The organism is Flavivirga amylovorans (assembly GCF_030540875.1).
GTDB lineage: Bacteria > Bacteroidota > Bacteroidia > Flavobacteriales > Flavobacteriaceae > Flavivirga > Flavivirga amylovorans.
Genome location: NZ_JAUOEM010000001.1, coordinates 1,221,929 through 1,236,722, shown reverse-complemented (window position 1 = coordinate 1,236,722; position 14,794 = coordinate 1,221,929). Strand labels below are relative to the sequence as shown.

Here is a 14,794-nt window from a genome sequence, read left to right as displayed (position 1 = left end):
CGCTTTTGTTTTCCCAGTTTTGTTCTAAACCAATACATTCATTAAAAAAGTACTTAGACGCTTTCTCTCTCTAACTGTACTATTTTTTCTGAAAAACTTTGTAATAGTTTAAATTGGTTTTTTGCACGATCAAAATTATGGTCTGGGTACTTTGTTTTATAATACACATCACCGTTTAAATAATCGGTTAAAAAGCGTAGTGCCATAATAAAAATTATGGTTTTAGCTCCTAGTGGTAAATAGATTATCTCTAAAGGTGATAGGGAAGATTCTACCTTCTCTAAAAACCCTCTTTTGTAGGCTTTATAATAGGTTTTGTTGAACGCTACTAAATCTAAATTTGTTTCATCTTCTGTTGCGGTATTGCAAATAGTTCGAATAGCATCTCCAAAATCATAATGTACAATGCCTGACATTACAGTATCTGTATCAATAACACATAGACCTTCATTATTTAAATCGAATAACGCATTAGATATTTTGGTATCGTTATGTGTGACCCTTGATTTTATTGCTCCAGACTCTTTCAAGCTTTGGAGAATGTGCATCTCTGCCCTATAATTTTCAACCATAGTTAGATATGGTTTTGATTTATTCAAACGTTTTTCGCTCGCAGTTTCAAGAGCGTCTTCGAATTGAGAGTAACGAAAAGACATATCATGAAATCTAGGAATGACTTCTATTAGATTCGACACATTAAAATCATTGGTTAATTGCAAAAATTCACCAAATAATTTCCCGCCTTCGTAGGCGACCTTTTCATTGTTAATGGTTTCAAAAGTGACACTATCGTCTATGAAAATTGTCATATTCCAATAACTGTTAGTATCTGCTTTATAGAATTTATCACCTGTTTTGGTTTTTACAAAAGAGAGCACCCGTCTATTAAGTGTTTCTTTTGGAAGGTGGGAGAGTTTATCTTTAATATGATCGCTTATACTAATTTTATTATTTATTAGTCCTGGAACGTCTTTAAAAACACCATCGTTAATCCGCTGTAAAACATAATAAGGCTTTTCATCCGTTTTTATTAAATAGGTATCATTAATATGGCCAGAAGCTAGTTCTACATAAGATTCAAATTCGTTTTTATGTTCAAACTGGTTAAAGACACTTTTTAGTTCTTCTTCTAGAGTACACCAAAGATTCGTTGGGTATCTATTTTTATGCTTTAAATCTGCAATTGCTTTTTGCACAATTTCTTTATCTTCTTTGTATGTAACTCCAAACCATTTAGCATCAGATTTTAATACTTCTACATGGACCTTATCAGATTTCAGCATATCATTTACGACAGACGGAATATAAAATTCTGCTTTATGATTCTCTTTATTTTCCTCTAAAAAGGTCATAAATAATGCGCTGCCAAATTCGAAACATTTAGGTGTGAATCCCCAAAAATTCATTGATACTATTGTATTTTCATCAATGGAAACAAAGTTCCCAAAGGCATCTTTTCGTCTTAATTTACCATCGATTTTCTCAATGTGGGTTCGCTCATTTACACTGGTTAAATAGCCTTTTTCATTTACTTGACATTCACCTCTTGACACATACCCATGATCTGAAACTGTATTTTTTAATAAATACGCCATGGTACTAAAATTAAAAGAGTTCTTGTCTGTTTTTATTAAGTGCTTAGCCATGGTTTCAAAAGCTTCTGCACCATAAAAATCATCTGCATTTATTATGGCAAAATTTCCGGTGATGGCTTCTTCAGCCATTAAAAGTGCATGTCCTGTACCCCAGGGTTTTATTCTATTTGGGTTTATATACTTTTCGGGGACATTTTCAAGCTCCTGGTATATGTAAGCAACGTCTGCTTTACCTTCCAACTTTTTGTTAAAGATCTCTTTAAATTCTCGCTCAAAACTTCTTCTGATAATAAACACAAACTTCCCAAATCCTGCTCGGAGCGCATCATATAATGAAAAATCTATTATGGTATCACCTTCCGCATTCAAGGCATCGATCTGCTTTAATCCGCCATATCGACTCCCCATTCCTGCTGCTAAAATCACTAATGTAGGCTTGTTCATTTATTTCTTATTTAATACTATTGTCTTTCAAATATTTTGCTCCTTAGAGTCATTAGAAACTTATTTAATGTGAGTTCGACATAAGAACAAAATCATTAAGCCGAATTTCAAAAAGTTAAATCTAAAGGAGCGAAGTCGGAACCTATTTAAACATCTAGATTTTAATGACCTTTCGACTGCGCTCAAGGCGACATATAACACTATTAGTCAGGCTCTCGTTAGAAATATGCTTGCATTAAATCGAACTCATGTTATTTAAAATAAATTTCTAAGTAAACAAAGTAATAAATAATGATTAGGCGCTTAGGATGGTTTTTACTGAAAAAAAGGGGGTTATATTAATTATATGAAGAAAAGGTCTTCATATCTAGATATTAATAATACCATTGAATTGAATTGAATTGAATCCAATGAAATAGAAAACTTTGTGGATCAGGGTTTATTTTACAGTCTTAGATAGAAAACGAATTCTTTTCTAATTTCAATGTCCCAAATGAGGACGGGGTGTGAAAATTTGGCGCATCGGTTTTAGGATCAACCCAGGTTATCCAAGTAGGTTTATAAGTCAACTCTTTAGTCTTATAATATGTTGCTCTAAAAATTCCTGTTTCTATCGTTAAATCATGTATTAAATTCAATGATTTTAAAGATGCTAAACTTATTTTACCTTCTACACTAAACCCTTTTGAATTCATATTAGAGTTTACAACCAAATCTTGTTTTGGCCAATCCCAATCAAAGTTAAAATCTTTATTAGGTAACGCTTTAAAATCCATAATTCGTGGTGTTGGATCTATTTCTAAACAATAATATGGATTAAGCGATGCATTTACTCTAAAAAAAAATTCTACTCTATCTGAAACATTAATACTATTAAAACCGGTATCTGTATTATCTATATGTATGGCATCATCAAAAACGTGAAAACAAAAAAACAAATAATCGTCATCCCATAAAGCTCTGAATGTTGTTTTAGTATCTTTCAGGTCTTCCCAGGGTGAACTGAAATCATTTAAAACGTTAGCGTCATCCCAAAGATGCGATGCGCCTTTCCCTGTAATAATTAATTGCTTTGTTGGTATTGAATTTACATGATACGTTTTCATCTTCTTTTTATAGAACTTCTAAATAACGTACACCTGTTTGTAGAAGTTTATTATGTGATAAAAGTAGCCAATAATTTAATTAGCTATTTTAAAATTCATAAAAATAGTTTGATTTTTGTCTTATTGGATCCACTAAAGAGGACAGGTTCAATTTATTTGAAAACTAAAATTTCTTCATTTAATTTAATAAAAGGAGGCTGTCCAAAAGTATTTTGGACAGCCTCCTAGATTTAGAATTTATACTATTTCTTTTTGGAGAATTTTTTAGAGATATAAGCATGTTTACTTCTTCATTGACTATGCGCTACTCTTTTATCGTTGCTTAATAAAAAAAGTGTTTACTTACTCCCCCCTATTAAGCAAAATAGGAGTTAGGATATTCATAAATAAGATTTCATTAGCTTTAACTTTTTTTAGAAAAATTTTGTCCTGTTTTAATTTAAATCACTATAAAATTAATATAAGTTTCCTCCGACAAATACCAATTTGTATATTTACCTTATGAATGTACGATTAACCAAAGAACAAAAAGTTCAAATACTAAACTCATCAGATATTTACAAAGTAATGCAACAAGTATTACTTCGTGAAAATAAAATAAGACGCAATCAGGAACATTTTTGGGTTGTTGGCTTAGATAATAATAACAAAATTTTATTTATTGAATTAATTGGTTTGGGAGCAGTTAATCGAGTTAACGCAAACCCGCCAGATGTATTTAGGATGGGAATTTATAAATTAGCAGTAAAAATGATTCTGTGCCACAACCATCCAAGTGGTAATGTCGAGGCTTCAAAAGCAGATGAAAATTTCACTGATAAAATGTTAAAAGTTGGTAAAATTATTAATATAGAAGTGATTGAACATTTAATTATTTCAGAAGAAAAATATACTAGTTTTGTCGACAACGGTATTATAAATAAGTTACAAAAATCAAGAGCTCTTGAAATTGAAGAAAAGGAAAAAGAGAATCTTAAGACTTGGAATCTAGAAATAAAGCTTGAAGAAACTGCTAAAATGCGTGATATTGAAATTGCTAAATCTTTGAAAAAAAGTGGAATGCCTGAAAAAGATATAAAAAAGCATACTGGATTGTCGGATAGAGATATGGAAGTGCTTTAGTTTTCATATTCATTCAATACACATTTTACTCACCTCCTTTTACCCTTTCGGCAAAAAGAATATTTTAGAAAGAAAAGCTAAAAAAGCATAGGTTAAACTTCATTTTTACCAAAGCAAAATCAAATAACGCAGAACATTATAGTACATTTTATAACATGTTCGATTTAAAGTTTCTTATTCATTTGTAAGTTGTAATTAATCATTCTATATAATAGATTTTTATGTGTCTTTTTAAATTGACTTATAAAAATCACATACTCTAAGTATTAATCTAAATTTGATTATTTTCGTCATTAATTAAATATTACACTATTATTAAAATTGAATTATAAGACAAAATAAATTATAATATATTGATTTAAGCGTTAGCTGTTATTTCTGTTTCGAAAACCGCCAGTTTTTAAGACCACAAGAATAACAAGTTTCTAATGCTCATGTTTATGGCGTGGGTTAGTACTTGTTTGTGGTTGGGTATCTGGCGGTACCTCGAAATAGATAAGGTTAGAAACCCCACGCTTATTTATTTTTAATAATCTTCACTTTGGGGTTGAGTGAGTTTAAAACTCAACAAAATGAATCTAAAACGTATTGCATTAACCGTACTAGTCGTATTTACTACCAACTCGCTTTTAGCGCAGAAAAAAAGAGACTTAATTAAAGAAATTGAATCCTATGAAAAAAGCGTGGTAGGCAATGCCTCCTTTGACAAAGATCATTCAGAAGTTTGGAATGCGATCTATATCATCGCTAGTGAAGAGTATAATACTATTTCTAGAGAGTCTGAATCAAAAGGCTACATCGAAGCTATACAAGAAACTACTACCTACAAGGAGCATATCACTATTGAAATAAGAGGAGACAAACCACCATATCGAGTATCCTTTCAAGTAAAACAAGAAAGACGAACAAAAAAAGAAGATGGCTCTTTAACAAACTGGGAGTCTTTTACTTCTAATACCTTACAGTCTTATTATTTCAGGCTCCAAAAAAGATTATTCGAGTTACTAAATGGTCCTCTTGAATTATCTGAAAAATTAAATATTAAAATTGAACAATACAATTCTAAACAATCAAAAGCGAGAAAGAAAGTATTAAAAGGGAAGGACTATTAATATATTTTTTTGAAAGATAAAATTGTATTTAAAAATAAAGATTATTGTTTACAATAATATTCTAGAGTAAAACACATAGACAATGGATTAAAATCTCAGTCCTGCTTTTTGCGAATCAAGTTGAGTTTTTAAAAACTTGTTAAGTGATTTTATAAAGTTAACTTCTTTATTAAGTTTATCAATTTCATTTAGAAGTTCATCCTCTCGATATGAGTTTATTTTTAATTCCCCATAAGCATTTTGATACATACTTAATATGCTTGCTGCCCATTCTGAGAATGAAATATTATTATATTTAGCAATTTTATTATATCTCATTTTTTCATATGCTGTTACTTTAACAGAAACTGTCATTATACGTGAATTTATATCTTTCATAATATTTGATTTAGTATACTTTAGGTTTACCCTAGGAAAGCCTAAAGTATACTTGATTATTAATTAATTTTAAAATATGTATATGTGTAGCATATTTAATATAAATATAATACTTTATTTCATATATAAAAATTTTATAGTACCTTAGATCAAATAATTCAACCAGATAGATGACAAAATCAGAAATCATAGAGTTAGGACATATCATATATGACCAAAGAGATATTAGCCCTGCGCAACTAGATGTAACTTCCAGACAGATTAATTATTGGGTAGATAAAGCTGTCATCCCATTTGTTGAGAAGCAACAATCTACAAGTAATCTTTCAAAAGAAAATGAATCTGTAAAGAGTAAAAAAGAATCAACTAAAACCAAATGGATTCGGTTGAACCTATCACAAGCTGTTTGGGTATGTATCGTAAAAGAATTACTATCCTTTGGAGTATCTATTGAAAACTTAGCTGAACTAGCAAGATCCATTTGGCAAAAACCTAGAGAAGATAAATATGCAGATAGCGTATTTAAAGATCATATTAAAAATAACAAATACAGATTATCTGAGGAGCAAATTAAACTCTTAAAAATCAACTTAAAAGATGAGCTTCTAATGGAACACTATTTTAGAACCATAATCAACCCTTTCACTGATATGATCAAGTCAGCTCTTTTAAGAGAAAGGCTTCCACATTCTATATTGTATGTTAGAGAAACAAATAATCATGAGTTTTTAATAGCTCCCAATGATTTAATATTAAGTTTAGGGAGTATTTACCTGCAACACCCTATGATCAGCTTACCTATTGTACCGATTATATCTAAAGTCCTTGCTATAGATTTTGGTAATCCTAAAAAAGACTTACCCTATCTAGCAAATATCGAAAAGCAGATCAGAGATATTGTCGTCTTTAAACGACCTAAAATAGTTGAAATAGCTTTTGAGGGTAATCATATAAAACCTATAATAGTTACAGAACAACATAAAAGTATAGAGCAATTAGCCAAATACATCTTAGAAAATAAAATAGCTAAAGGTTCAAAACTTTTAATTGATATTCGTTCTCAAGGAAACTATAAATTAACTTTAATAAAATAATATGAAATATTTTGTAGAACATATTCAGTTCCTGAAAAAACAGCCTGATTTAATCTCCCAAAGAGATGGACCAGAAATCGGAGCTTTGGAATACAGCCAAGCATATTTTAAATCATCAAAATGAACATCCGTATACAGACAATGAAATAAAAGAAATTATAAGACTACTAGAGGACATATCGAATGTGGTATGTCACAATTTAACCCATTAAACTGTTAAGCAATGAAAAATGTTATTTTATATGTCAGGGTATCTACAGACGAGCAAGCTGATAAAGGATATTCGCTTCGCGATCAAGAGGCTAAATTACTTCATTACTGTAAAGAACACAATTATAGGGTTATTGATACTTATAGAGAGGATTACTCTGCTAAAACATTTAAAAGACCAGAATTTAAAAAGCTTTTAGGTTTTTGTAAAAGTAATAAGAAACAAATCGATGAACTATTGCTTGTTAAATGGGATAGGTTTTCAAGAAATACAGCCGAATCGTATCAAATGATTGGAATTTTTAATACTTTGAGTATTAAAATAAATGCCATTACCCAACCTCTGGATATGACCATACCAGAACAATTACTTATGATGGCTGTCTACTTAGCTATTCCTGAGGTTGAAAATCAGCGTCGTTCTCAAAATGTCATTGCAGGTATGCGTCGTGCTTTTAAAGAAGGCAGGTATGTGGGTTCACCTCCTAAAGGTTATTACGTGGGTAGGGATGATACTAAAAAACCAATTCTGATTCCTTCAAAAGACGCTCCTTTAATTCAAGAGGCTTTTGAACTCATTGCTAAAGGTATTTACACGCAAAAAGAAGTGCTTAAAAGATTAAAGGATAAAGGACTTAAAAGCTCTAAAACAGTATTTTCTATTCTTCTTAGGAATCCTATTTATTATGGCGGTGTCTTTATTAAGGCCTATAAAGACGAACCAGAGGTTATAGTTGATGGCATACATGAGCCCATCATTTCCAAAAAGTTATTTAATACTGTTCAGAATGTAATGAATGCAAAAAAGAAAAAACACCATGTTACCCATAGCCGAGTAAATGCTAAATTTCCTTTAAAAGGGTTTCTACTTTGCCCTGAATGCAACAGAACGCTTACTGCAAGTACTTGTAAAGGGCGCTCTGAATATTACTCTTACTACCATTGCATCAGTCCTTGTAAAGGGAGGTTTCGCATTGAAGAGGCCGAAACAAACTTTATTTCCTTTTTAGAAAGCATTACTTTAAAACAACCTGTTCTTGAACTCTTACAGTTCATTATTAAAGAGCAATTATCTAAACTGCTCTTAACTTCTAAACTAGGTCCGAAGCATTATAAAAAAGTGAAGCTCTTTAATGATAAGCTTATCAAGGTTCAGGATCTTTTTATTGACGGTGGGTTGGATAAAATTGAGTACTCACAAGCAAAGAAAAGATATCAGGATATTCTTGATGAGCTTAATGATTTAGAATTTGCTCAGAATGAACAAAAAGAGATTTTTGAAACTTATAAAAAAGGACTATTAAACTTGCAAAATATTGATAAACAATATATTGACGCAGATATTGATAATAAAAGATTGCTTACCGGTTTGATATTTCCAAATAAATTTGGTTTTCAAAATAACAAAGTTCAAACCGCTAATATTAACCCACTACTCTTAAAAATCTCTAGTATTAACAGGGCTTTTGAGACAAAAAAGAAACAGGACAAACCCTATATTAAGAATTTGTCCCGCTCAGTGAGCCCTGAAGGATTCGAACCTTCGACCGCCTCCTTAGAAGGGAGGTGCTCTATCCAGCTGAGCTAAGAGCCCTCAAAGAAAACATTTTCGTTTTCTGGTGTGCAAATATAAAATTAACTACATATCTAACAAAAGAAATGTTCATAAATTTTACCAATAATTCATAATACTTAAAAAATCTTATATCTAACTTCAATCATTCATCTATAATTACTATTTCTAAACTAAAACACAATAAAAAAGCACCATTAAAATGGTGCTTTTTGTAGATATGATTTTTATTTGATTACCAAAACAAGCTATATAAAACTGTTAGAATAATCATAATTGCAAACGAACCAATATTAAATAATGGTGTTGTTTTAAATAATTCTTTAGTAAGCGGAATTCCTTTAGGATCATCTGCTCCTTTGTTTTGCATATTACTTAATATGACTACAATTAACATAGATAATAATGTTGCTATACCCATTTGATGCATCCATGGCTCTAATGCTGCGATAGGCAAGAATTTAAGAGCTAGTGCAATCGGAATAGATAAAACAGCTCCCCAAATGGCAGCATTGTTCGTCGTTTTCTTCCAGAACAACCCTAAAATAAATACGGCTAATATACCTGGACTCACAATACCCGTATATTCTTGAATAAACTGAAATGCTTGATCGATCCCCCCTAAAAGTGGCGCTACTATTACAGCAATAATTAAAGCAGCAGCAGCAGAAATACGTCCAACATTTACAGTTGTTTTATCATCAGCGTTCTTATTAATATATTGCTTGTATATATCCATCGTAAATATGGTCGATGTTGAATTTAGCATGGACGCTAAAGAAGAAACAATAGCAGCAGCTAAAGCAGCAAAAGCAATACCTTTAAGCCCAGTTGGTAAAAACTGTAATAACCAAGGGTAGGCTTTATCGGCTTGATCTGTTGTTGGTACATTTAACATTCCTGCTTCACCCAGATTAGCCATAATCGAAGGATCATTTACCATAACATAAGCTGCAATACCAGGAATAACAACTATTAATGGAATGACAAGTTTTAAGAATGCAGCTAATAAAATCCCTTTTTGAGATTCTTTTAAAGATTTAGCAGCTAAAGTTCTTTGTATAATGTATTGATTAAAACCCCAGTAGTATAAATTGGCAACCCATAAACCACCTACTAGCACCCAGATACCAGGGAGGTTTACGTAGTTATCATTTGTTTCTTCAAGTATCATATGGAATTTTTCAGGAGCAGCATCTACAACTTTAGCAAAACCTTCTAAAACACCTTCTCCACCTGACACTGTATTCAATGCCAAGTAAGTAGTAACCAAACCACCTAATACCAAAAAGACAACTTGTATAACATCCGTCCAAGCAACAGCAGATAATCCACCATATAAAGAATAGGCTGCAGCAAATAAAGCTAAACCTATAATGGCATACATCATATCTATTCCCATAATAGTTTCAATAGCCAGTCCTCCTAAATATAGAACTGAAGCTAGATTTACAAAAATGTAAAGTGCTAACCAAAATACTGCCAATATCGTTTTTAAATTTGTTGAAAAACGTTTTTCAACAAATTCAGGAATTGTATAAAGCCCTTTTTCAATAAAAATCGGTAAGAAATATTTACCAACAATAATTAAAGTTAAAGCTGCCATCCATTCATAAGAAGCAATTGCCAACCCTAAAGCGAACCCAGAGCCTGACATTCCTATAAACTGTTCTGCTGAAATATTAGCAGCAATCAATGAGGTCCCTATGGCCCACCACGGTAAAGATTTACTTGCTAAAAAATAATCTTCGGCATTTTTTTGATGGCCGTCTTTATCTCTAGATACCCACAACCCTACTCCTAAAATTAAAATGGCGTAAGCAACAAAGACTATATAGTCCCACATTTCGAATCCTGCTGTCATAGTAAAATAAATTAGTTTAGTTTATTAATTAAGACTCAAATATAAAAATTAAATTTAGAAGTACCCTAGGTTTTACATAAAAAAAACAAACTAGTAGGGTCTAGTAGGGTTTTTAAAAAAAATATTGATACATTTGTATTAATCTATGATAAAAATTAATAAGAACACTAAGGTACCAAAGTATAAGCAAATAATCGTTTCGATTGAAGATGCTATACTCTCTGGTGCTCTACAAAAAGGAGATCAAATTCCTTCTATTAACAGCATTAAAAATAAACATAAGCTATCAAGAGATACCGTTTTAATGGCTTTTAACGAGTTGAAAAACAGAGGTATTATTCAATCTATAGTTGGAAAAGGGTATTATGTAGCCAGTGAAAATGTAGACGTTACACAAAAAATATTTTTACTTTTTGATGAACTAAATTCCTTTAAAGAAGATTTATATAATTCTTTTTTGGAACATTTAGGAGGCAACATTCAAGTAGACATTTTTTTTCATCATTTCAACAAAAACGTTTTTAGTAAATTAATTAACGACAACGTTGGTGACTATAATTATTATGTTATAATGCCTGCTAATCTTACAAATACAAATGAGGATGTAAAAAAACTACCAAAGGATAAGGTTTATATCTTAGATCAAGTACATGATGATTTATTAGAATATTCTGCCATTTATCAAAATTTTGAGAAAGTCATTTTTTATAATCTCAGCAAAGCATTACCTTTAATTAAAAAATACAAAAAAATAATTCTAATTTTTTCTGAAGACAAACAACCTCAAAGCATGTTAAAAGGTTTCAATAGCTTTTGTAAAGAAAGTAAAATGCCTTTTGAAATAATAAATTCATTAACAGGCAGAACACTAAAAAAAGGAGAATTATACGTTATGCCAGACGATAAAAGCTTACTCCGGATTATAAAAAAGATGAAAAGTAACAACTTATTACTGGCAAAAGATATTGGAGTTATCTCATACAACGATACCCTACTTAAAGAAATTGTAGAAGGAGGTATTACAACTATTTCTACAGATTTCTATATCATGGGACAACGTTTAGCAGAAATGATACTTAATAAAGAAAAAGTTAAAGTAGAGAATCCTAATAGATTGATTATAAGAAATTCATTATAAAAATTAAATGAAAAAATTATATAAAATTAATTACAACGAAGTATTAAATATTTTAGAGATTGAAAACTCTGAAAGTAACGTGTACGGAAAAATCCATCTTAATCATGGAGCAAGTTTACAAGAATTAGTATTAGACGGGCAAACCATCATAAAAGATTTATCACCATTAACATATGCCAATACATATGCATCTTCAATTTTATTTCCTTTTGCCAATAGAATTAAAGATGGCTTATACACTTTTAACGGTGAAGATTTTCAATTTGAAATAAATCAAACAGAAGAAAACAATGCCTTACATGGGTTGGTTTACAATAAAGCTTTTCAAATTATAGATCAGGAAACTAATCATGATTCGGCATCTGTTTTACTAGAATATAACGAAACCGAATTATCTATTGGATTTCCTTACACATATACAATTCAGTTAAAATATATTTTTACTAAAAATGATTTAAGTCTAAGTGTTTCTGTAAAAAACACAGATTCAAAAGCATTTCCATTCACTTTAGGGTGGCATCCCTATTTTTTAAGTGACAATTTGTTTAATAGCTCACTACATTTTAACAGTAGCAAAAAAATAGTTCTGGGAGAAAGAAACATTACTACTGGTGTAGAAGATTTTGAATTGAAAAATGAATTCTCTATTGAGGACAAACAATTGGACGACTGCTGGATTTTAGATTCAAATAAAGTAATATTCAAGACACCAGGGTATCAATTAACTATAGAATCTTCGTCAGACAACAATTTTCTTCAAGCCTATACACCACCTATGCCAAACACTATAGCTATAGAGCCTACAACAGGAGTTTCAGATAGCTTTAATAATAAAATAGGTCTTAAAGTACTAGATGCTAACGATACTTATAATATTAGCTGGAGTTTAAAAATAAAATAACAATATAACGCCTATTAAAATGAGTGCAATACTAATTAACGATGTAAAAACAACATTCACTAATACATTTAAAACCGATCCTATTCTTGTTTTTTCTCCAGGTAGAATTAATATTATTGGTGAACATACAGATTACAATGATGGTTTTGTATTTCCTGCAGCTGTAGACAAAGGCATAGCTGCGGCTTTACAAAAAAGTGATGACAACGTATCTAAAGCCTATGCATTAGATATGGACAGCCTTGTAGAATTTGAATTAGACAAATTAAAACCATCTGCAGAAGGTAGCTGGGAAAACTATTTATTTGGTGTTATTGCAGAAATTCAAAATAGAAATAAAGTTATAGGCAACTTTAACATCGTTTTTAAAGGCGATATTCCAGAAGGTGCTGGTATGTCATCGTCTGCCGCATTAGAAAACAGTATTGTATTTGGCCTAAATGAGTTGTTTGATTTAGGACTGACTAAACATGAAATGATTCTAATATCTCAAAAAGCAGAGCATAATTATGTTGGTGTAAAGTGTGGTATTATGGATCAATATGCTAGCATGTTCGGTATCACAGACAATGCATTACTTTTAGATTGTAGAACCGTAGAATCCAAGCCTTATGAGATAGATTTTAAAGATCATGACCTTATATTAATTAATACGAACGTAAAGCATAGTTTATCCGATAGCGCCTATAATGACAGACGGTCTGCTTGCGAAAGTATTGCTGAGTTGCTTGGAATTAAAGCATTAAGGGATGCTACTGAAGCCGATTTAGAAATCATAAAAGATAAAGTAACGCCCGAAAATTACCAAAAAGCATTATATGTCATTCAAGAAAATGACAGAGCTGTAAAAGCATCCAAAGCCATTGAAGAAAATGACTTAAAAACACTAGGAGCATTAATCTTTCAATCACATAATGGCCTACAGCATCAGTATAAAGTAAGTTGTGATGAATTAGATTTTCTAGTAGACCAAGCAAAAGCCAGCGACCATGTTTTAGGCGCCAGAATGATGGGAGGTGGATTTGGCGGCTGCACTATTAATTTAGTAGCAAAAAGTGAAGCAAAAACTTTTGGGGAAACAACATCTATAGCTTATAAAGAAACATTTGGCAGAGCGTGTTCAGTATACTACATAAAACTATCCCAAGGAACACACTTAGTAAAATAATCAATTTTAATTTTTTTAAAATGAACAATACAGATTTACAAGACTATTCACACAAGCGTTTTAATATACTTACTGGCGAATGGGTTTTAGTATCACCACATCGCGCAAAACGACCATGGCAAGGACAAAATGAAGCAGTTGCTAACGACGTTAGACCAGCTTACGATGAAGCGTGTTATTTATGTGCAGGAAATACCAGAATTAATGGGGAAGTAAACCCAAAATATCAAGATGTTTTTGTTTTTACAAACGATTTTGCTGCCTTGCAAAAAGATTCTAAATCTTTTTCAGTTGAAGATGGATTATTAGTAGCAGAAAGTGAAACTGGGATATGCAAAGTGATTTGCTTTAGCCCAGATCATTCAAAAAGCTTAGCGCACATGTCAGCTAAAGAGATTCAAAAGGTAGTATTTGCATGGCAAAAAGAATTCAGTGAGTTGGCAGAAAATCCAAATATTAATTACGTACAGATATTTGAAAACAAAGGTGCTGTTATGGGATGTAGCAACCCACATCCTCATGGACAAATTTGGAGTCAATCTACACTTCCCAACGAAGTTGACAAAAAAAATACGCAACAATTAACCTATTACAATAAAAAGAACAGGAGTCTTTTAGGAGATTATTTAGCTCAAGAATTAGAAAAACAAGAACGTATTATTTTTGAAAATGATGGATTTGTTGTTTTAGTACCATTTTGGGCTGTATGGCCTTTTGAAGCTATGATAGTTCCTAAAAAACGACAATCAACTATATTAGAATTAAATGAGAATGAAGCGTTACAATATGCCGAAGCTATTTCGGTACTAACAAAAGCATACGATTCGTTATTTAAAACCTCGTTTCCTTACTCTAGTGGCATACACCAAGCACCAACAGATGGAAAAGCAAACGACCACTGGCATTGGCATATGAGTTTTTACCCACCACTACTAAGAAGTGCTACAGTAAAAAAATTCATGGTAGGTTATGAAATGTTTGGCTCACCGCAACGCGATATTACCGCTGAAACAGCTGTAAAAATGCTTCGTGATCTGATTTAATTATTCTATAAACAATACCATTTTTTATATAAACCTGATGAGATTT

The 14,794-nt window shown here is 31.3% G+C and carries 11 protein-coding genes, 1 tRNA gene and 1 pseudogene; 8 read left to right on the top strand and 5 right to left on the bottom strand.

The features are described from left to right. Positions 1-53: 53 nt before the first annotated feature. Positions 54-2,039 carry a phosphotransferase gene (locus tag Q4Q39_RS04985; RefSeq protein WP_303281274.1) on the bottom strand — a complete coding sequence of 662 codons (1,986 nt, stop codon included), beginning with the start codon at positions 2,037-2,039 and terminating at the stop codon, positions 54-56. A gap of 452 nt (positions 2,040-2,491) precedes the next feature. After that, positions 2,492-3,145 carry a carbohydrate-binding family 9-like protein gene (locus tag Q4Q39_RS04980; RefSeq protein ID WP_303281273.1) on the bottom strand — a complete coding sequence of 218 codons (654 nt, stop codon included), beginning with the start codon at positions 3,143-3,145 and terminating at the stop codon, positions 2,492-2,494. A gap of 501 nt (positions 3,146-3,646) precedes the next feature. Here Q4Q39_RS04980 and Q4Q39_RS04975 point away from each other — a divergent pair. Next, positions 3,647-4,267 carry a JAB domain-containing protein gene (locus tag Q4Q39_RS04975; protein ID WP_303281272.1) on the top strand — a complete coding sequence of 207 codons (621 nt, stop codon included), beginning with the start codon at positions 3,647-3,649 and terminating at the stop codon, positions 4,265-4,267. Between the two features lie 572 nt (positions 4,268-4,839). Next, a complete protein-coding gene (locus Q4Q39_RS04970; RefSeq protein WP_303281271.1) occupies positions 4,840-5,379 on the top strand; it encodes a hypothetical protein in 540 nt (179 codons plus the stop codon). 87 nt (positions 5,380-5,466) lie between these two features. On the opposite strand, the gene Q4Q39_RS04965 is transcribed toward Q4Q39_RS04970, so the two are convergent. Then, the gene (locus tag Q4Q39_RS04965) at positions 5,467-5,757 is read right to left on the bottom strand and encodes a hypothetical protein (protein WP_303281270.1); all 291 of its coding nucleotides are present in this window, start codon (positions 5,755-5,757) and stop codon (positions 5,467-5,469) included. 170 nt (positions 5,758-5,927) lie between these two features. Between Q4Q39_RS04965 and Q4Q39_RS04960 the strand changes: the two genes are divergently transcribed. Next, positions 5,928-6,851: a hypothetical protein gene (locus tag Q4Q39_RS04960; protein ID WP_303281269.1), complete on the top strand. Its 924-nt coding sequence runs from the start codon at positions 5,928-5,930 to the stop codon at positions 6,849-6,851. A 223-nt stretch (positions 6,852-7,074) separates the two neighbouring features. Then, positions 7,075-7,845 (top strand): annotated as a pseudogene (locus Q4Q39_RS20590) (recombinase family protein); the annotation flags it as partial. Between the two features lie 736 nt (positions 7,846-8,581). Here Q4Q39_RS20590 and Q4Q39_RS04955 read toward each other — a convergent pair. Both Q4Q39_RS04955 and Q4Q39_RS04950 read right to left on the bottom strand, forming a co-directional pair. Beyond that, positions 8,582-8,655 (bottom strand) — tRNA-Arg (locus Q4Q39_RS04955). A 214-nt stretch (positions 8,656-8,869) separates the two neighbouring features. Beyond that, entirely contained in the window at positions 8,870-10,498 is a 1,629-nt protein-coding gene (locus tag Q4Q39_RS04950) for a sodium/sugar symporter (RefSeq protein WP_303281268.1), read from the bottom strand. A gap of 145 nt (positions 10,499-10,643) precedes the next feature. On the opposite strand from Q4Q39_RS04950, the gene Q4Q39_RS04945 reads away from it, so the two are divergent. The 4 genes from Q4Q39_RS04945 to Q4Q39_RS04930 are packed head-to-tail and all read left to right on the top strand — an operon-like array spanning position 10,644 to position 14,748. Continuing rightward, positions 10,644-11,636 (top strand): GntR family transcriptional regulator, encoded by a 993-nt coding sequence (locus Q4Q39_RS04945; RefSeq protein ID WP_303281267.1) that lies wholly within the window; start codon positions 10,644-10,646, stop codon positions 11,634-11,636. A 7-nt stretch (positions 11,637-11,643) separates the two neighbouring features. Further along, complete coding sequence (locus tag Q4Q39_RS04940; RefSeq protein ID WP_303281266.1) at positions 11,644-12,537, top strand: aldose 1-epimerase; 894 nt, start codon at positions 11,644-11,646, stop codon at positions 12,535-12,537. A gap of 19 nt (positions 12,538-12,556) precedes the next feature. Continuing rightward, a complete protein-coding gene (gene galK, locus Q4Q39_RS04935; RefSeq protein WP_303281265.1) occupies positions 12,557-13,705 on the top strand; it encodes a galactokinase in 1,149 nt (382 codons plus the stop codon). A 20-nt stretch (positions 13,706-13,725) separates the two neighbouring features. Next, positions 13,726-14,748 carry a UDP-glucose--hexose-1-phosphate uridylyltransferase gene (locus tag Q4Q39_RS04930; protein WP_303281264.1) on the top strand — a complete coding sequence of 341 codons (1,023 nt, stop codon included), beginning with the start codon at positions 13,726-13,728 and terminating at the stop codon, positions 14,746-14,748. Positions 14,749-14,794 lie beyond the last annotated feature (46 nt).